Source organism: Pseudomonas alkylphenolica, from assembly GCF_000746525.1.
GTDB classification, from domain to species: domain Bacteria; phylum Pseudomonadota; class Gammaproteobacteria; order Pseudomonadales; family Pseudomonadaceae; genus Aquipseudomonas; species Aquipseudomonas alkylphenolica.
Genome location: NZ_CP009048.1, coordinates 44,253 through 63,118, shown reverse-complemented (window position 1 = coordinate 63,118; position 18,866 = coordinate 44,253). Strand labels below are relative to the sequence as shown.

Sequence of the window (18,866 nt, the reverse complement as noted above, 5' to 3'; positions counted from 1 at the left end):
ATGCGTGAATCACTGGAAAAGATGCTGGCCAAGGGTGTGGATAATGCTCTGTTGCGCTTCGGCCTGGGCAAGGCCTGGCTGGATGAAGGCAACGGCGCCGAAGCGGCTGTTCATCTGCAGCGCTGCGTCGAGTTCGATCCAAAGTATTCGGCGGCGTGGAAGCTGTTGGGCAAGGCCCATCAGCTACAGGGCGATAAAGCGGCGGCACGCCTGGCCTGGGAGCAAGGGCTGGAAGCAGCCAGGGCCCATGGTGACAAGCAGGCCGAGAAAGAGATGACGGTGTTTCTCAAGAAGCTGGATAAAGCAGGTTAAACCATCGCGGGGCAAGCCCGCTCCCACAGAGTTATACACAATCCCTGTGGGAGCGGGCTTGCCCCGCGATCAGCATTTTCAGTACCAGCGCGCCTCTCCCGGCGGACGCTTCTTGAAGCGCTTCATGCTCCACATGTACTGGCTCGGATAAGCCCGCACATAGCGCTCGACCACCTGGCTCATGGCCGCCGCCGAGGTTTCGGTGTCTTCGCTGTACATCGCCTCGGGTGCCGCTTCCAGAATCACCTTGAACCCGGAACCGTCGGGCAGGCGCAAGGCATGCAGAAACACCCCGACTGCCTTGCCGCCAGCGAGCATGTTCGGCACAAATTTGCTGGTCAGCGCCTTGGTGGCGAAGAACGGCACGAAGATTCCCGCCGATTCGGCCGGCTCCGGGTCTGCCGGAATACCGACCTGACCGCCTCTACGCACTTCCTTGATGATGCTCAGAATGCCTTCTTTGGTGGAAGCGGCCACGCGGTTACCCAACTGCACGCGCTGTTCGCGCAATAGGTCGTCGACCGCCTTGAGCTTGGGCGGGCGGTAGAAAATGATCGGTTTGCACTGGTTGCAATAGAAGTGGTTGAGCACTTCCCAGTTGCCCAGGTGGCTGGTGATGCCGACCACGCCTTTGCCTGAGGCCAGGGCGGCCTGCAGCACTTCCAGGCCTTCGACTTCGCGCACCAGGTCCAGTGAACGCTGGGCCGGCCAGATCCAGGCGCAGGCGCTTTCGGTAAAGGACTTGCCGATGTCCATCAGGGTCTGGCCGACCAGTTGCTCACGGGCAACCGGGTCCATCTCCGGAAAACACTTGGCCAGGTTGATGCGCACCACTTCGCGCGAGCTGTTCGGCACCTTCCACATGAGCCAGCCGATGGCCGCGCCGACCCGCTGTACCGCGCCCCAAGGGAGCTTGGCAAACAATCGCAACGCCCCGACCATCAAGGCGCCCTTGAATTTATCCACAGGCTGGTTCCTCTTTCTGCAAGCCGGCCATTGTACCCCTCAGCGCAGCAGAGCGGCGTAGCGATCACAATCGGTGGTGTGGTCCATGACCATGCCGGTGGCCTGCATGAAGGCATAGCAGATGGTCGGGCCGACAAAAGTGAAGCCGGCTTTCTGCAGGGCCTTGCTCATCGCCTTGGCTTCATCGGTCACCGCCGGAACGTCACTGCGCTGGCTGAAATGATTGATCTTCGGCACACCGCCGACAAACGACCACAGCCACTCCGCAGGGTTCTCCAAAGCCAGCCAGGCCTTGGAATTGCGCCGCGCGGCATTGAGTTTGAGGCGGTTGCGGATGATCCCGGGATCGAGCATGCGTTCCTCGATTTCTTCATCGCTCATCTGCGCCAGGCGCTGCGGGTCGAAGCCGAACAACACCTCACGGTAACGTTCGCGCTTTTTCAGCACGGTGATCCACGACAGCCCCGCCTGGAAGCCTTCGAGCAACAACATTTCGAACAATTGCCCCGGCTCACGCTGCGGCGTGCCCCATTCCTGATCGTGGTACGCCTGGTAAAGCGGATCGTCGGTACACCAAAAGCAACGTGGCATAAGGCTCCAAGGGTAGAGGCGTGGGCGAATCGGGTTATACTCCCGCTCTTTATATTCGCAGCCCTAGAAACAGGTGAATTTCGTGAGCCAGCCTACGCCAGCCGTGCGTACCTTCCAAGACTTGATCCTCGCCCTGCAGAACTACTGGGCCGAGCAAGGTTGTGTGGTGCTTCAGCCCTACGATATGGAAGTAGGCGCCGGCACTTTCCATACCGCCACGTTCCTGCGCGCCGTCGGCCCGGAAATCTGGAACGCCGCCTACGTACAGCCGAGCCGTCGCCCGGCTGACGGTCGCTATGGCGAAAACCCCAACCGCCTGCAGCACTACTACCAGTTCCAGGTGGTGCTCAAGCCAAACCCGGCGAACTTCCAGGAGCTGTACCTGGGCTCGCTGAAGGCCATCGGCCTTGACCCGCTGGTGCACGACATCCGTTTCGTCGAAGACAACTGGGAGTCGCCGACCCTCGGTGCCTGGGGTCTGGGTTGGGAAATCTGGCTCAACGGCATGGAAGTCACCCAGTTCACCTACTTCCAGCAAGTGGGCGGTATCGAGTGCATGCCGGTTACCGGTGAAATCACCTATGGCCTGGAGCGTCTGGCCATGTACCTGCAGGGCGTCGACTCGGTCTACGACCTGGTCTGGACCGACGGTCCGTTCGGCAAGGTGACCTACGGCGACGTGTTCCACCAGAACGAAGTGGAACAGTCGACCTACAACTTCGAACACGCCAACGTCGAGAAGCTGTTCGAACTGTTCGACTTCTACGAAAGCGAAGCCAATCGCCTGATCGAGCTGGAACTGCCACTGCCGACCTATGAAATGGTCCTCAAGGCCTCCCACACCTTCAACCTGCTCGACGCCCGCCGCGCCATCTCGGTGACCGCACGTCAGCAGTACATCCTGCGCGTACGCACCCTGGCCCGGGCCGTGGCGCAAAGCTATCTGCAAGCCCGCGCCAAGCTGGGCTTCCCGATGGCGTCCCCTGAATTGCGTGATGAAGCATTGGCCAAGCTGGAGGCTGCACAATGAGTGCTCAAGATTTCCTGGTTGAACTGGGCACCGAAGAACTGCCGCCCAAGGCCCTGAGCGCCCTGGCTGACGCCTTTCTCGCCGGTATCGAGAAAGGCCTGCAGGCCGCTGGCCTGAACTACACCGGCAAGCAGGTCTACGCTGCGCCACGCCGTCTGGCCGTGCTGATCCGTCAACTGGACACCCAGCAGCCGGACCGCAGCATCAACGTCGACGGCCCGCCCCGTCAGGCCGCCTTCGACGCTGAAGGCAACCCGACCCAGGCTGCCCTCGGCTTCGCCAAGAAGTGCGGTGTAGAGCTGGCGGAAATCGATCAGAGCGGTGCCAAGCTGCGCTTCTCCCAGCACATCCCGGGCAAGGCCACCGCCAGCCTGCTGCCAACCATCGTCGAAGACTCGCTGAACGACCTGCCGATCCCGAAACGCATGCGTTGGGGTGCGCGCAAGGAAGAGTTCGTGCGTCCGACCCAATGGCTGGTGATGCTGCTGGGCGACGACGTCGTCGACTGCACCATCCTCGCCCAGAAGGCCGGTCGTGATTCCCGTGGTCACCGCTTCCACCACCCGGAAGACGTGCGCATCAGCGCCCCGGCGAACTACCTGGAAGACCTGCGCAAAGCCTACGTGCTGGCCGATTTTGCCGAGCGCCGCGAGCTGATCAGCAAGCGTACCGCCGAACTCGCCATGCAGCAGGAAGGCACCGCCATCGTGCCGCCGGCGCTGCTCGATGAAGTGACCGCGCTGGTCGAGTGGCCAGTGCCGCTGGTCTGCTCGTTCGAGGAGCGTTTCCTCGAAGTGCCGCAAGAAGCCCTGATCACCACCATGCAGGACAACCAGAAGTACTTCTGCCTGCTGGACGTCGACGGCAAGCTGCTGCCGCGCTTCATCACCGTCGCCAACGTTGAAAGCCGCGATCCCAAGCAGATCGTCGAAGGTAACGAGAAGGTCGTGCGCCCACGCCTGACCGACGCCGAGTTCTTCTTCAAGCAAGACAAGAAGCAGCCGCTGGAAAGCTTCAACGAACGCCTCAAGAACGTGGTGTTCCAGGCTCAGCTGGGCAGCGTCTTCGACAAGGCCGAGCGCGTTGCCAAGCTGGCCGCATTCATTGCCCAGCGCATTGGCGGCGATGCTCAGCGCGCAGCCCGTGCCGGCCTGCTGTCCAAGTGCGACCTGGCCACCGAGATGGTCGGTGAATTCCCTGAGATGCAGGGTGTTGCCGGCTACTACTACGCCCTCAACGATGGCGAACCGGAAGACGTCGCCCTGGCCCTGAACGAGCAGTACATGCCGCGCGGTGCCGGTGCCGAACTGCCGTCGACCCTGACCGGTGCGGCCGTGGCCATCGCCGACAAGCTCGACACCCTGGTCGGTATCTTCGGTATCGGCATGCTGCCAACCGGCAGCAAAGACCCCTATGCCCTGCGTCGTGCAGCGCTGGGCGTGCTGCGGATCCTGATCGAGAAGCAGCTGGACCTGGACCTGAACGAAGCGGTGAACTTCGCTGTCAGCCAGTTCGGCAGCAAGGTCAAAGCCGCCGGCCTGGCTGACCAGGTGCTGGAGTTCGTCTTCGACCGTCTGCGTGCCCGTTACGAAGACGAAGGCATCGACGTTGCCACTTACCTGTCGGTACGTGCCCTCAAGCCTGGTTCGGCTCTCGACTTCGACCAGCGCGTACAGGCCGTACAGGCCTTCCGTCAGCTGCCTGAAGCCGCTGCCCTGGCCGCGGTGAACAAGCGCGTGTCGAACCTGCTGAGCAAGGCCGAAGGCGCGGTGGCGACCACGGTCGAGCCGAAGTACTTCGACAATGCCAACGAGTTCTCCCTGTACTCGGCGATCCAGCAAGCCGACCAGGCGGTGCAACCGATGGCCGCTGCGCGTCAGTACAGCGAGTCGCTGGCACGTCTGGCTGCCCTGCGTGAACCGGTCGACGCCTTCTTCGAGGCGGTGATGGTCAACGCCGACGACGCCAAAGTGCGGGCCAACCGCTATGCCTTGCTCAGCCGCCTGCGCGGTCTGTTCCTGGGCGTGGCCGACATTTCGCTGCTGGGGTAAGTCTTGAAGCTGCTGATTCTCGATCGGGACGGGGTGATCAACCAGGACTCCGACGCCTACATCAAGTCGCTGGACGAGTGGATCCCCATCCCCGGGTCGATCGATGCGATCGCGCAGTTGAGCAAAGCCGGCTGGACGGTGGCGGTCGCCACCAACCAGTCCGGCATCGCTCGCGGCTACTACGATCTGGCAACCCTCGAGGCCATGCATGAGCGCCTGCGCATGCTGGTGGCCGAGCAGGGTGGCGAGGTTGGCCTGATCGTCTGTTGCCCTCACGGTCCGGATGAAGGCTGCGACTGCCGCAAGCCCAAGCCGGGCATGCTGCGAACCATTGCCGCGCATTACCAGGCAGATCTGGCCGGGTTGTGGTTTGTCGGTGATAGTAAGGGTGACCTGGAAGCCGCATTGACCGTCGATGCTCAACCGATTCTGGTAAAAACCGGAAAAGGCGAGAAAACCCTGAGCAAGGGAATTCCCGAAGGCACGTTGATTTTCGATGATCTGGCAGCCATCGCCAGAGAACTTATCCACAAATAGGGCGTCTGCGAACCAGGCGCACTTTTACTAGGCGGGCAAGCCCGCAACGGTACATGCCGCTATGTCGATCCTGCAGGCGATCAGAATTTTTCTTTTTTACCTGCTACTGGGTACCAGCTCTTTGCTGTGGTGCACCCTGAGCTTTTTTATTGCGCCGTTTCTGCCATTCAGCGCCCGTTATCGCTTCATCAATGTCTACTGGTGCCGTTTCGCGCTGGTGTTGGTGCGGGTGTTCCTGAACATCAAGGTCAAGGTCAGCGGGGCTGAGAACATTCCCAAGCAGCCCTGTGTGATCCTCTCCAATCACCAGAGCACCTGGGAGACGTTCTTCCTCTCGGCGTATTTTTCGCCGTTGAGCCAGGTACTCAAACGTGAACTGTTGTACGTGCCGTTCTTCGGCTGGGCCATGGCCATGCTGCGGCCGATCGCGATTGACCGCGACAACCCGAAGGCTGCGCTCAAGCAAGTTGCCAGCGAAGGCGACAAGCTGCTCAAGGACGGCGTCTGGGTGCTGATCTTCCCAGAAGGCACCCGTGTGCCGTTCGGCCAGATCGGCAAATTCTCCCGCGGTGGCACCGCTCTGGCGGTGAATGCCGGCTTGCCTGTCCTGCCGATTGCCCACAACGCCGGCAAGTTCTGGCCCAAGCAGGGTTGGAACAAGCGGGCTGGCACCATTGAAGTAGTGATCGGTGCGCCGATGTACGCTGAAGGCACTGGCCCTCGCGCGATTGCCGAGCTCAACGACCGGGCAGCGGCCTGGAACGAACAGACCCAACGCGACCTGGGTTCGTTGCCGGCACAAGCCCCGAACGCCGCGCAAGGCGTTGCCTGACGATCTGTGGATAACTTGTGTACAGTATTTGGATCTTTCGCTGAAAAATTCGCTAAGTGATTAATTTACTTACTTATTTCTGTGTATGACTGTTTTCCTGAAATCGTGCATAAGTTTTTCCGCGGCATAAAAAAACCGGCTAGGTGGGAGCGGGCTTGCCCCGCGATGGCGATGCATCAGTCACATCGCATCGCGGGGCAAGCCCGCTGCCACAGCCAGTTATCCCCAGCTAACAGCTTTCAGACCTTGTCGATATTCACATCGCGGGTTTCTTTCAGGCAAAACAGCCCGACCACCAGGCTGACCCCAGTGATCAACACCGGATACCACAGCCCATAGAAGATATCGCCGGTGTACACCACCAGAGCGAACGACACCGTCGGCAGGAAGCCACCGAACCAGCCGTTGCCAATGTGATAAGGCAGCGACATCGAGGTGTAGCGGATCCGGGTCGGGAACAGCTCGACCATCACCGCCGCCAGCGGGCCGTAGGTCATGGTCGCAATCAGGATCATCGCCACGATCAGCACCACCACCATGGTTTCGTTGACACTGGCAGGATCCGCCTTGGCCGGGTAACCCGCTTTTTCGATCGCAGCCCGCAGCGCCACTTCATCGAAACCGTTGATGCGCTGGTCGCCGACGGTCACCACCACTTCGCTACCGGCAGCGGCGGATTCAGAGCTGTAGGGCAGGCCCTGCTTGACCAGGAAGGTCTTGGCCTTGTCGCATGGACTGTCAAAACGCGCTTTACCGACCGGGTCGAACTGGAAGGTGCAGCTTTGTGGATCGGCCATGACCACAATCGGCGATTGGCGGCTGGCAGCATCGATCTGCGGGTTGGCGTAATGGCTCAGGGCTTTGAACAGCGGGAAGTAGAGCAGGGTAGCCAGCAACAGGCCGAGCATCAGGATCGGCTTGCGTCCGATACGGTCCGACAGCCAGCCAAAGAACACGAAGAACGGCGCGCCGATCACCACACTGATAATCAGCAGGGTATTGGCCTGGGCCGGGTCCATCTTGAGCATCTGGGTGAGGAAGAACAGCACGTAGAACTGCGCGGTGTAGAAGGTCACCGCCTGCCCTGCGTTGATGCTGAACAGGGCAGTGAGCACGATCTTGAGGTTGGCCCAGGAACCGAAGGACTCACGAATCGGCGCTTTACTGGTTTTGCCCTGGGCCTTCATTTTCACGAAGGCTGGCGATTCGTGCATGCTCATACGAATCCAGGTGGAAATCGCCAGCAGTACGATCGACAGCAGGAACGGCAAGCGCCAGCCCCAGACTTCGAACTGATCACCACTGATGTAGCGGCTGCCCAACACCACCAGCAGCGACAGCAGCAAACCGAGGGTCGCTGTCGACTGGATAAAGCCGGTGTGGAAACCACGCTTGCCCGGTGGCGCATGCTCAGCCACATAGGTTGCAGCGCCGCCATACTCGCCACCCAGCGCCAGGCCCTGAAGCATGCGCAGGATCACCAGAATGATCGGTGCGGCGATGCCGATACTGGCGTAGGTCGGTAGCAGGCCGACCGCAAAGGTCGACAGGCCCATCAGCACGATGGTCACCAGGAAGGTGTACTTGCGGCCGATCATATCCCCCAGACGACCGAACACCAGTGCCCCGAACGGCCTTACCAGGAAGCCCGCGGCAAACGCCATCAAGGCGAAGATAAAGGCAGTGGTGTCGTTCACGCCGGCAAAGAACTGCTTGCTGATGACGGCGGCCAGTGCCCCATAGAGAAAAAAGTCATACCACTCGAACACTGTCCCGAGGGATGACGCGAAAATGATCTTGCGCTCTTCACGGCGACTGTTGCTGACCGTCGCCGCGCCTTGCTCCTGAATGTAATCCGACATCGTTGCTGTCCTCGGCCTCAAGGCCCCAGTGATTATTCTTGTTGTTCCACTGTCGACGCCGGCAGACCGCGTCCGGTGTCGTTGTTGCTACGCACCCTGGTCAGGGCGTCGGTATTGCGTTTTCTTCATCGATCCGAGCTGTGGATAACATTCCCCGGGTAATCAGTTGCGCCGCCTTTTCGGCAATCATCAAGGTGGGTGAGCAGGTATTGCCGGAGACAATCTGCGGCATGATCGAGGCATCGGCGATACGCAGCCCCGGCACACCGTGCACGCGCAGCTGGTCATCGACCACGTCCAGCGGACCGTTGCCCATCCGGCAGGTACCGACCGGATGGAAAATGGTGGTACCGATCTGGCCTGCCGCTTCGTGCAGCTGTTCTTCGCTTTGCAGATCCGGCCCAGGCAGGTATTCGCGTGGGCTGAACGCCGCCAGGGCAGGCGCCTGGACGATCTTGCGGGTGATGCGAATGGCCTGGGCGGCAACGCGCAAGTCTTCCGGGTCGCTCAGGTAGTTGGGATCGATCAGCGGTGAATCGTCCGGGTTGGCCGAGCGGATATCGATGCGCCCACGGCTCGCCGGGCGCAAATTGCACACCGATGCGGTAAAGGCCGGAAAGCGGTGCAGCGGCTCGCCGAAGCGCTCCAGCGATAGCGGCTGCACATGGTATTGCAGGTTGGCCGTGGCCTGTTCCGGCCCGGAGCGGACAAACGCCCCCAGCTGGCTCGGCGCCATGGCCAGCGGACCACTGCGGTCATACAGATAGCGCAGGCCCATGCCCAGCTTGCCCAAGGCACTGTTGGCGACCTGATTGAGGGTACGTGCACCGCTGACCTGATAGATCAGCCGCAGTTGCAGGTGGTCCTGCAGGTTGCCGCCAACCCCCGGCAATTCGTGCCGGACAGTTATCCCCAGGCTTTCCAGCAGTCCACGCGGGCCGATGCCGGAACGTTGCAGGATCCCGGGAGAACCCACCGAGCCTGCGCAAAGGATGATTTCGCGGCGGGCGCTGAAGTTTTGCCAGTTACCTTGCCAGCGTGCCCTTACCGCCGAGGCACGACCGGCGTCGAGGATTACCTGATCGACCAGCACATCGGTCAGTACGGTCAGGTTAGGACGGTTGCGTACCGGACGAAGAAAGGCCTTGGCCGAGTTCCAGCGAATCCCGGAACGCTGGTTGACCTGAAAGTATCCACAGCCCTGGTTATCACCACCGTTGAAATCGGCGACGCTTTCAATTCCGCTCTGGGCCGCCGCTGCACGGAAAGCATCGAGGATCGGCCACGAATAACGTTGCTGTTCGACCCGCCACTCGCCTTCATCGCCGTGTGTATCACTGGCACCGCCGAAATGGTTTTCGCTGGCCTTGAACAGCGGCAACACGTCTTTCCAGGCCCAGCCGGCGTTGCCTTGCTCGGCCCAGCGGTCGTAGTCGCCAGCCTGGCCACGCATATAGATCATGCCGTTGATCGAGGAACAGCCGCCGAGCACCTTGCCCCGTGGATAACCCAGGGCACGTCCGTTGAGGCCAGGCTGGGCTTCGGTCTTGAAGCACCAGTCGGTACGTGGGTTACCGATGCAATACAGGTAACCCACCGGAATATGAATCCACGGATAGTTGTCTTTGCCGCCCGCTTCGAGCAGCAATACCCGACAGCTTGGGTCGGCAGACAAACGATTGGCCAGCAGGCATCCGGCGGGACCGGCACCGACGACCACGTAATCGTAGACAGGATCGGCTGATGGCATGGGCAACCTCGCGCCTGATTATTATTCTTGTCCTGGTCCATGTTATTGATTAATTTCGAGATGAAAACGTTAGATTTCACTCAAGTGCTGTGCGTTTTAACACAACGTCCGTGAACACCTGATTCACAAGGAAAAGCATGTTCGACTGGAATGATCTGCGGTTTTTTCTCGAGTTGCAGCGTAGCGGCCGCCTGCTGACAGCCGCCAAGCGCCTCAATACCACCCACAGCACCGTGGCCCGGCATATCGATAATATCGAGCAGAGTCTGGGCACCGCTTTGTTCGTCCAGCACGCTCAAGGCTACGAACTGACACCTTCCGGCCAGGCCCTGCTCAAGCACGCCGAAGCCATGGAAAACGTCGCCCTGCTGGCCCAGGAAGAAATCACTCAGGCCATCACCCCGCTAGGCAAGATTCGTCTGGGTGTCACCGAAGGCATCGGCATCATGTTCTTCACCCCGCGCATGGGCAGCCTGTTCGAACGCTATCCGGGGCTGGAGGTGGAACTGGTTGCGGTGCCGCGCTTCGTCAGCATCCTCAACCGCGAGGCGGAAATCAGCATCCACCTGGAACGACCGAATGCCGACCTGTTGATCACCCGCAAACTCACCGATTACCGCCTGGCGTTGTATGCCAGCCCCGAGTACCTGGCCCAGGCGCCAGCGCTGCATCACCGCGAAGACCTGGCCAGGCACAGCTGGATCGGCTATGTCGACGACCTGTTGTTCAGCCAGGAACTGCTGTTCCTCAACAGCTTCTGCCGCGCCCCGAATGTAGTGTTTCGCAGCACCAGCGTGATCGCCCAGCAGCAGGCTGCGCGTGCCGGCTTGGGGATTGCCGTGCTGCCCAACTACATGGCCCGGCATGACCCGGCGCTGGTCCGGGTACTGCCCAGCGAAACCATCCAGCGCAGCTACTGGATCTGCACCCGCCGCGAACTGCACAAGTCAGTACGCTTGCGGGTGGTCTGGGATTTTCTCTTGGCGCTGTGCGCGCAAGAGCAGGACGCCTTGCTGGCAGAGTAGGGCTCAAGCGCCCAGCGTTTTCACCGCCAGCAGCACTGCCGCACAGATCCCGACAGTGGCGAACAGTTGCTGCAGGCGTGGGCCGGCCAGGCGACCGGCAAACTGCCGGGCCACCAGCAGCCCCAACACGGCACCGCCGGCAAACGGCGCACCCACGCTCCAGTGCATCACCCCACCGACGCTGGCGCTGATCACGCTCCCGGTGGACACCAGGGCAATCACTGCCAGCGAGGTGGCGACGATGCTTTTCATGTCCAGGTTGGTGTAACGACTCAGTGCCGGGATGATCACAAAGCCGCCACCGACACCGAGCAATCCCGAGAGCAGCCCGGACAACGTACCGGTAAACGCCAACGCACGGGCACAGGGCAGGGTCCAGCGCAGGCGTCCCTGCAGCGGGTTGAGCACACACGGCATGACCATACGCTTGCCCAGTGGCGGCTCACCTCGCAGCTCGCGGCGCGCCTTGAGCAGCATGCGCACACAGGCATACACCAGCACTGCCGCGAAGGCCAGGGCCAGCGGTGCGTTGGGCAGTTGATGCGCCAGCATCAGTCCGAACGGGGCAGCAACGATACCGATCAGCGCTACAAAAGCCGCAGCCCGGTAGCGCACCACCCCTTGGCGCAACCCCAGGACGGCACCGACCGCCGCGGCCATGCCGACGGCCAGCAGTCCGACCGGCGCCGCCTCGACCATCGACAGGCCAAGGCCGAAGACCAGCAAGGGCACGGCCAGAATGCCGCCGCCAGCCCCGGTCAGCGCCAGCACCGCACCAATGATCGCTCCCAGTCCTGCAGCGAGAAATGGCTGTTCGATCACTGCTGGACCTCAGCAACGACTGTCTGCGGTTTGGCCAGCCACTCGCGGCCCTTGAGCATGCAACGCCAGTACAGCGGCGGCAGGATCTGCGCCTTGAGCAGCCAGGCCAGCCGGGTAGGGCGGCGACCATCGAGCAGCCAGCGCGGGAAGCTCGGCGCCAGCTTGCCGCCATAGGTGAACTCGGCCAATACGATCTTGCCGCGCTCGACGGTCAGCGGGCAGGAGCCGTAACCATCGTAGTGCGCCAACTTCGGCAGACGCCCCAAGGCGACCAGCACGTTATTGGCCACCACCGGCGCCTGCTTGCGCGCGGCTGCAGCGGTCTTGGCATTGGTCGTGTTGATCCCGTCACCCAGGGCGTGGATGTTGGCGAAGTGACGATGACGCAAGGTCGCCGGATCGACATCTATCCAGCCAGCAGCATCGGCCAAGGGACTATTGCGGATGAAATCGGCAGGCACTTGTGGCGGCACCACATGCAGCATGTCGAACGGCTGAACCCGGGTTTCGCTACTGCCATCGGGCAAGGTTCGAACAAAAGTGGCCTGCCTGGCCGGGCCATCGACTGCGACCAGACGATGGGAGTACTGCAGATCCACCGCGTACTTGTCGATGTACTCCATCAGCGCAGGAACATAATCCGCCACCCCGAACAGCACCGCGCCAGCATTGAAGAACTGCGCCTGGATGTTACCCAGACGCCCCGCACGCAACCAGTGATCGCACGACAGGTACAAGGCTTTCTGTGGTGCGCCTGCGCATTTGATCGGCATTGGCGGCTGGCTGAACAGCGCACGGCCTTCGCGCAGGTTCTGCACCAGCTGCCAGGTGTAGGGCGCCAGGTCATAGCGATAGTTGGAAGTCACACCATTACGGCCGAGGGTTTCGCTCAGGCCATCGATGGCCTCCCAGTCAAGCTTCAGACCCGGGCACACCACCAACTGCTCGTAGCTCAGCAAGCGTCCATCATCCAGGGTCAGCGCTTGCGCCTGAGGGTCGAAGCTTTCGACGCTGGCCTTGATCCAGCGAACCCCGGAAGGGATGGTCGACGCCATGCTCCGCGCGGTGCTGGGCGCATTGAAGACACCGGCACCGACCATCGTCCAGCCGGGCTGATAGTAATGAGTGTCGGCCGGGTCGATGAGGGCAATATCCAGCGACGGATCGCGGCACATCAAGCTTGAAGCCACGGCGATACCGGCAGCCCCCGCGCCGACAATCAGGACCTTGTGATGATCGCCTTTCGACGATGTGGTGTGAGCAGGCATGGCAAGGTGTTCCTTTAATAATAATTCTGGGTACAGCTCAGAGCACGTTGAGCGGGATCTTCAGATAGCGCACACCGTTGTCTTCAGGTTCGGGGAGCTGACCGCTGCGCATGTTGATCTGCACCGAAGGCAGAATCAGCACCGGCATGTCGAGGGTGGCGTCGCGGGCTTCGCGCATGGCAACAAAACTGTCTTCGCTGATGCCTTCGCGGACATGGATATTGCTGGCGCGCTGTTCCGCCACCGTGGTCATGTAGCGCAGCTCGCGGCCACCCGGCAGGTAGTCATGGCACATGAACAATCGGGTATCAGCGGGGAGGGCGAGAATGCGCTGGATAGACCGGTACAAGGTGCGGGCGCTGGCACCGGGAAAATCACAACGGGCCGTGCCGTAGTCAGGCATGAACAGGGTGTCGCCGACAAAGGCGATGCTCTGGCCATCGACTTCCACCACATAGGTCATGCACGCCGGCGTATGCCCTGGGGTGTGCAGGGCACGCGCCTGCAGGTTGCCAATGGTAAACGGCTGCTCATCGTCGAACAGCACATCGAACTGGCTGCCGTCACGGGCGAAGCCACTGTCGGCATTGAACAGCGTGCCGAAAACTTTCTGCACCTGGGTGATCTGGCTACCGATGGCAATCTGGCCACCCAGGGCCTGCTTGAGATACGCCGCGGCAGACAGGTGGTCGGCGTGCACATGGGTTTCCAGAATCCATTGAACCTTACCGCCCAGTTCATTGACCCGGGCAATCAGCTTGTCTGCCGAGGCGCTGTCGGTTCGACCGGACTTGGGGTCGTAGTCCAGTACGCTGTCGATCAACGCGCAATCACCGCTGCCACGATCCATCAGTAGATAGCTGATGGTCGAAGTTACGCTGTCGAACAACGCTTCCACATACAAGTTGCCGCCGATGATCATTACCGCTCTCCAGATAATTCCGTGTGCCAGGGCATTGAGCCTTACGCGCATGGGTCAGGCTGTTATCAAGATGCATGCCATCGTTGCACTGACCATTTTTTGCACTCAAGCAGCGATTTCATTGGCTGTCAGGGATTCGCCCTGATGCGGACTGCCGTTCTGGCTGTCAGGCATTGGCAGTCTCTGGCAGTTTTTGGCAGTGCCTCTCGCCTTCAGTTAAGCTGCTTGCCTGCTTCTCCTGGTGCCTTATGTCTTATTCTTCGCCAATTATTCCCGATCCTGCCGTGCAGGCGCTGGTGTCGTATCTCGAACACGATGCTCAACCGGCCATCGTGCTGGATACCGACTACAACATCCTCGCCGCCAACGCTGCCTATCGGCGCCAGTTCGGCGTGGAAGGCCAGCCGCCGATCGGCGGTAAATGTCATCGGGTTTCCCATCACTATGCGGTGCCATGCGATCAGGCCGGTGAGCTGTGCCCGATGCGCAAGGCCTGGGACAGCCGCGCGCCTGAACGCGTGTTGCATGTTCATCACACACCACGCGGGCCTGAACACGTTGACGTTGAGTTGCGTCCGATCCTGGATCAGCACGGTGAAGTGGTGGCCTTTGTCGAACGTCTGACCAGCATCGCCGTGGCGTCAGCCCAGCCACAGCAACGAGGCCTGGTAGGGCGCTCAGTAGCGTTCACAGACTCGTTGTCCAGTTTGCAGCGAGCAGCGCCTGCTCAGATTCCGGTACTGCTACAGGGTGAGTCGGGTACCGGCAAAGAACTCTTCGCCCGCGCGTTACACCTTGGCAGCCCCCGCGCCAACGGCCCGCTGGTCGTGGTCGATTGCACCGGCCTGACCGAGTCGTTGTTCGAAAGCGAGCTGTTCGGTTACGAGAAGGGCGCTTTCACCGGTGCACTGCAACGCAAGATCGGCCTTGCCGAAGCGGCCCATGGCGGCACCTTGTTTCTTGATGAGATCGGCGAAGTACCACTGGCCATGCAGGTGAAACTGTTGCGCCTGATCGAGTCCGGCAGCTTTCGTCCAGTCGGTAGCTTGCGCACCGTCCACTCGGACTTCCGGCTGGTCTCGGCCACCCACAAGCCGCTCAAGGAAATGGTGGCGGCCGGCAGCTTTCGTGAAGACCTCTATTACCGCATCAGCGGCTTTCCCATTCGCTTACCCGCGCTACGTGAACGGGTTGATGATCTGCCATTGCTGATCGACAGCCTGCTGCAACGAATGGCTGGCAAGACGGCACCTCAGGTCGATGGTGAAGTATTAAAGCTGTTGGGCCTGCACAGTTTTCCCGGAAACATCCGCGAGCTGCGTAACATCCTCGAGCGGGCGCGGTTGTTTGCTGATGACGGCGTAATCCGTGCCGAGCACTTGCCGGCAGATCTGCGCAGCGGGATGGACAATCCGCAAGCGTCAGTGCGGCGGCGCAACAAAGAAAACCTTGGGCAGCTGGCCCAGGCCCTGGAGAGCTTTGACGGCTCGCGCAGCGAGTTGGCCCGGCATCTGGGCTTAAGTGAGCGGACCCTCTACCGCCGCTTACGTGAACTTGGGCTTTGATCCCGCAGGGCATGAACCGAAGATAAACACACGGTTTCATTTGATCGTGGTCATCCGGCAGGGCATTTTTTCTTCTACGCTGATACTGCTCAGCCGCAGCGGAGGGCTTTGCGTACGTCGATCGCCGAGTCGGTAAACCGTTGGGTGTCAGGGCGCCTGACGTTCCGCTCTGTCTTTTCTCCCACAGGAGCATCGTCATGTCTGCCTGCCTTCACCGGGCGATCCTGCTCACCATCGCCATGCTCGCACTCTCAGGTTGTTCCGATGAGGATGCGCAACCCAAGGCAACGGCCACGGCGCCCGCAGCGACCGCACCAGCCGCACCAGCCGCACCAGCCGCACCAGCCGCACCAGCCGCTCCGACGACGCCAAGCGAGGCGGTGTTCAGCACCGAACAGCTTGATCAAATGCTGGCGCCATTGGCGCTGTATCCGGACGCTTTGCTGGCTCAAGTACTGATGGCCACCACCTATCCAGGCAATGTCGCCGACGCGGTTGCCTGGTCCAAGGCGCATCCGAACGTCAGTGGTGATGCCGCGGTCAAACAGGTCGCCGACCAACCCTGGGACCCGAGTGTGCAATCGTTGGTGGCTTTTCCGCAGGTGCTGGCCACCCTTGGCCAGGACCCGGTCTGGGTACAGCGAGTCGGCGATGCCTTCCTCGCCCAGCCCGACGCGGTCATGAACTCGGTGCAGCGTCTGCGCGCCAAGGCCAAGGCCACTGGGCACCTGGAGTCCAACGAGCAACAGACCGTTATCGTGCAACCGTCAAGCACTCCCACAAGCGGCACGACCACGGTGGTACAAGGTGCCGCGCCGGCGCAAACCATCGTTATCCAGCCGACCAACCCGCAGGTTGTATACGTCCCAAGCTACAACCCCTCAGTGGTGTACGGCAGTTGGCCCTATCCATCCTCCCCACCGGCGTATTACCCGCCATCACCGGGGTATGCCATCGGAACGGCATTGGCCACCGGCCTGGCTTTCGGTGCTGGCGTAGCGATCGTCAATTCGCTGTGGGGGGATTGCGACTGGGATGATCATGACGTCGATATCAACGTCAATCGCTACAACAACATCAACAACGTCAACCGCAGACTCGATGCCAACCAGAACAACTGGCGCCATAACCCTGTGTATCGCGACGGCGTTCCGTACCGCGACCAAGCCAGCCGAGCTCAGTTCGACCGGCGCCTACCCGGCAGCGCACAGCGCACAGCCTACCGCGGTGACACCCCGGCCCGTGTCGAAGACCGCGCACGAGCCCGTGAAAGCCTCGCACAGCGTGGCATCGAAGCACCGGCAACCAGTAACCTTGAGGCCCGCCAACGTGTACAGAGTGCCGACCGCGAGCGCGCCCAACAAAGCCTGGAACAACGTGGCATCAACCAGTCAGGCAGCGCACGCGAGCGCGCCCAGGTTGCCGACCGCCAACTGAAGAATGACGGTCAGGCCCGCCAGCGTGCGCAAACGACCGTGCAGAAACGCCAGCAACAGCAGCCGGTGCGCAACCAACAAGTACGCCAGCAAGTCCGCCAGCAACATGCTAGCGCCCAGGCGCCCCGCAACAATGCGTTGGCTGGTGTACGCAATCCTTCGCAGACACGCGTCGCGAGCAATCGTGGCCAGGTCAGCCAACGGAGCGCCAGCCGACCCTCCGCAGCGTCTGCGGGCCATCAGGTACAACGACCCGTACGGATGCAATCCGGCGGTGGCGGCCGTCGCCGTTGAGAGGAGAGTCAGTCATGAATGCTGCAAGTCGAATTGCGCTGGTTCTGCTCCTGCTCTGGACGTCCAGCAGTTACGCTCAAACACATTTCCCGAACGCGGAGGCCGCCGGCGAAGCACTGGTGCAGGCGCTTGGTAGCGAAAAGGCTGATAGCCAACTGTTGGCCAACTTGCTCGGCAACGACTGGAAGAGTTACATCCCGACCAAGAACGTCGACCGTAAAGATGTCGACGCCTTTCTCGCCCTCTACAAGGAAAAACATCAGGTTCAGTCCGACAGCCCGAAGCGTGCGCATCTGGTCGTCGGCGACACGCCCTGGGTATTCCCGATTCCCATCCGACACAATGCTGGCGGTTGGGCCTTCGACACCAAAGCCGGTGCCGAGGAAATCCGCCTGCGCCGCATCGGGCGCAACGAACTGGCGACCATTCAAGCAGCGCGTGCCTATCACGACGCGCAGATGGATTACGCCGAGGTTGATCGCAATAACGATGGGGTCCTCGAATACGCGCAGAAGTTCATCAGTAGCGACGGGCAGTTCGACGGCCTGTACTGGCCGGAAGAGGAAGGCGTCGAAGAAAGTCCACTCGGGCCGCTGTTCGGTGATGCCGCGAAGGGTGACGACTGGCACGGCTATCACTACCGTATCCTCACTGCCCAGGGCCCTTCGGCGCCGGGTGGCGCCTATGACTACAAGATCGGCGATCGCATGACCCGCGGTTTTGCCGTGATCGCCTGGCCGACGGACTATGGGGACACTGGCGTGATGAGCTTCATGATCAGCCACGACGGCGAATTGTTCGAGAAAGACCTCGGCCGGGACAGCACCAAGCAAGCTGCTGCGATTACGCGTTTCGACCCCGACAGCAGTTGGACTGAAGTAAAGGACGAGGAGGACGCGCGCTGAACCAAGTGGAAACCAACGCAAAAAAAAACCCGCGTGAGCGGGCTTTTTTTTGCAGCTTTTCGGCGAACCTACACCTGATGTAGGTGGGCAAAGTTAATCGACTTTGACAACTTTTAATATCAGCATTATACAATGACTTCGGTCAAAGTTAATCTTCCATTTGGACAAAGTTAACCGACCGACACCTAACTTCGGCTGAAGTTAAATTTAATCGTAGTAATAGGCCACCCGCAAACAGGAAACTATCACTTCAATATAATTGGTTTTGACAAATTGTCAAAACATGAATCCATGTTTAAAACGGATTCTACCTTCCCTGCAATGAGGCTCATGCTTGAGAAGCGAGGTCGTTGGCTACTGTATCGCTCAGACAAGCATCAATTGTCGCCACAGCCATCATGAGTTTGTCCCTGAGTGTGGGCAGGGTCGACGCCACCACAGCCTGCCGCCGTTGGGCCATGTGTAGAAACGTGTCGAGGGCCAGATCTGAGTGTTGAATCAGCGCAGCAAGGTGTTCTCCCCTTGGGCCACTGACACCTGCCAACCAGTTTTTTGCCGTCCTTTCATTTGCATTCGTCCATTTCATGAGTGTTTTCACCGCCTGGTGCGTAGCACCTAGCTCTGTCCGCAATGCCCTGGCGATGCCTTCGGCGTACTGTTCATGGCTCAGAAAAAAACTGCCCGTTTTAGGTAACATT

General features: G+C 60.7%; 17 protein-coding genes. 9 read left to right on the top strand and 8 right to left on the bottom strand.

Features of this window, described 5'->3' with window-relative positions; genetic code table 11:
- Complete coding sequence (locus PSAKL28_RS00255) at positions 1-312, top strand: hypothetical protein (RefSeq protein WP_038605123.1); 312 nt, start codon at positions 1-3, stop codon at positions 310-312.
- A gap of 78 nt (positions 313-390) precedes the next feature.
- Here PSAKL28_RS00255 and PSAKL28_RS00250 read toward each other — a convergent pair whose 3' ends face one another.
- Both PSAKL28_RS00250 and PSAKL28_RS00245 read right to left on the bottom strand, forming a co-directional pair.
- Complete coding sequence (locus PSAKL28_RS00250) at positions 391-1,278, bottom strand: lysophospholipid acyltransferase (protein ID WP_038605120.1); 888 nt, start codon at positions 1,276-1,278, stop codon at positions 391-393.
- 39 nt (positions 1,279-1,317) lie between these two features.
- Entirely contained in the window at positions 1,318-1,869 is a 552-nt protein-coding gene (locus PSAKL28_RS00245) for a DNA-3-methyladenine glycosylase I (protein ID WP_038605117.1), read from the bottom strand.
- 82 nt (positions 1,870-1,951) lie between these two features.
- On the opposite strand from PSAKL28_RS00245, the gene glyQ reads away from it, so the two are divergent.
- From glyQ to PSAKL28_RS00225, 4 genes are all read left to right on the top strand, one after another.
- The gene (glyQ, locus tag PSAKL28_RS00240) at positions 1,952-2,899 is read left to right on the top strand and encodes a glycine--tRNA ligase subunit alpha (RefSeq protein ID WP_038605114.1); all 948 of its coding nucleotides are present in this window, start codon (positions 1,952-1,954) and stop codon (positions 2,897-2,899) included.
- Positions 2,896-4,950, top strand: a complete 2,055-nt coding sequence (gene glyS, locus PSAKL28_RS00235) for a glycine--tRNA ligase subunit beta (RefSeq protein ID WP_038605112.1) — start codon at positions 2,896-2,898, stop codon at positions 4,948-4,950. The genes glyQ and glyS overlap by 4 nt, the downstream gene beginning before the upstream one ends.
- Before the next feature lie 3 nt (positions 4,951-4,953).
- Entirely contained in the window at positions 4,954-5,487 is a 534-nt protein-coding gene (gmhB, locus tag PSAKL28_RS00230; protein WP_038605109.1) for a D-glycero-beta-D-manno-heptose 1,7-bisphosphate 7-phosphatase, read from the top strand.
- A 61-nt stretch (positions 5,488-5,548) separates the two neighbouring features.
- Positions 5,549-6,319 (top strand): lysophospholipid acyltransferase family protein, encoded by a 771-nt coding sequence (locus PSAKL28_RS00225; RefSeq protein ID WP_038605107.1) that lies wholly within the window; start codon positions 5,549-5,551, stop codon positions 6,317-6,319.
- 239 nt (positions 6,320-6,558) lie between these two features.
- On the opposite strand, the gene PSAKL28_RS00220 is transcribed toward PSAKL28_RS00225, so the two are convergent.
- Complete coding sequence (locus PSAKL28_RS00220) at positions 6,559-8,181, bottom strand: MFS transporter (RefSeq protein WP_038605104.1); 1,623 nt, start codon at positions 8,179-8,181, stop codon at positions 6,559-6,561.
- Between the two features lie 100 nt (positions 8,182-8,281).
- Positions 8,282-9,931: a GMC family oxidoreductase gene (locus tag PSAKL28_RS00215; protein WP_038605101.1), complete on the bottom strand. Its 1,650-nt coding sequence runs from the start codon at positions 9,929-9,931 to the stop codon at positions 8,282-8,284.
- A gap of 137 nt (positions 9,932-10,068) precedes the next feature.
- On the opposite strand from PSAKL28_RS00215, the gene PSAKL28_RS00210 reads away from it, so the two are divergent.
- Positions 10,069-10,956 carry a LysR family transcriptional regulator gene (locus PSAKL28_RS00210; protein ID WP_038605099.1) on the top strand — a complete coding sequence of 296 codons (888 nt, stop codon included), beginning with the start codon at positions 10,069-10,071 and terminating at the stop codon, positions 10,954-10,956.
- A 3-nt stretch (positions 10,957-10,959) separates the two neighbouring features.
- Here PSAKL28_RS00210 and PSAKL28_RS00205 read toward each other — a convergent pair whose 3' ends face one another.
- From PSAKL28_RS00205 to PSAKL28_RS00195, 3 genes are read right to left on the bottom strand one after another with little or no spacing between them, the layout of a single operon-like run.
- Complete coding sequence (locus PSAKL28_RS00205) at positions 10,960-11,778, bottom strand: sulfite exporter TauE/SafE family protein (protein ID WP_038605097.1); 819 nt, start codon at positions 11,776-11,778, stop codon at positions 10,960-10,962.
- On the bottom strand, positions 11,775-13,046 hold the full coding sequence (locus PSAKL28_RS00200; protein WP_038605094.1) for an NAD(P)/FAD-dependent oxidoreductase: 1,272 nt from the start codon (positions 13,044-13,046) through the stop codon (positions 11,775-11,777). Before PSAKL28_RS00200 ends, PSAKL28_RS00205 begins: the two co-directional genes overlap by 4 nt.
- A 37-nt stretch (positions 13,047-13,083) precedes the next feature.
- Entirely contained in the window at positions 13,084-13,968 is an 885-nt protein-coding gene (locus tag PSAKL28_RS00195) for an MBL fold metallo-hydrolase (protein ID WP_038605091.1), read from the bottom strand.
- A 248-nt stretch (positions 13,969-14,216) separates the two neighbouring features.
- On the opposite strand from PSAKL28_RS00195, the gene PSAKL28_RS00190 reads away from it, so the two are divergent.
- The 3 genes from PSAKL28_RS00190 (at position 14,217) to PSAKL28_RS00180 (ending at position 18,168) form a co-directional block, all read left to right on the top strand.
- On the top strand, positions 14,217-15,533 hold the full coding sequence (locus tag PSAKL28_RS00190) for a sigma-54 interaction domain-containing protein (protein ID WP_257011844.1): 1,317 nt from the start codon (positions 14,217-14,219) through the stop codon (positions 15,531-15,533).
- A gap of 197 nt (positions 15,534-15,730) precedes the next feature.
- Positions 15,731-17,263: a DUF3300 domain-containing protein gene (locus tag PSAKL28_RS00185; RefSeq protein WP_038605088.1), complete on the top strand. Its 1,533-nt coding sequence runs from the start codon at positions 15,731-15,733 to the stop codon at positions 17,261-17,263.
- A 14-nt stretch (positions 17,264-17,277) separates the two neighbouring features.
- Entirely contained in the window at positions 17,278-18,168 is an 891-nt protein-coding gene (locus PSAKL28_RS00180; RefSeq protein ID WP_038605085.1) for a DUF2950 domain-containing protein, read from the top strand.
- 328 nt (positions 18,169-18,496) lie between these two features.
- Here PSAKL28_RS00180 and PSAKL28_RS00175 read toward each other — a convergent pair whose 3' ends face one another.
- Complete coding sequence (locus PSAKL28_RS00175; protein ID WP_038605083.1) at positions 18,497-18,865, bottom strand: hypothetical protein; 369 nt, start codon at positions 18,863-18,865, stop codon at positions 18,497-18,499.
- Between the last annotated feature and the right edge of the window lies 1 nt (position 18,866).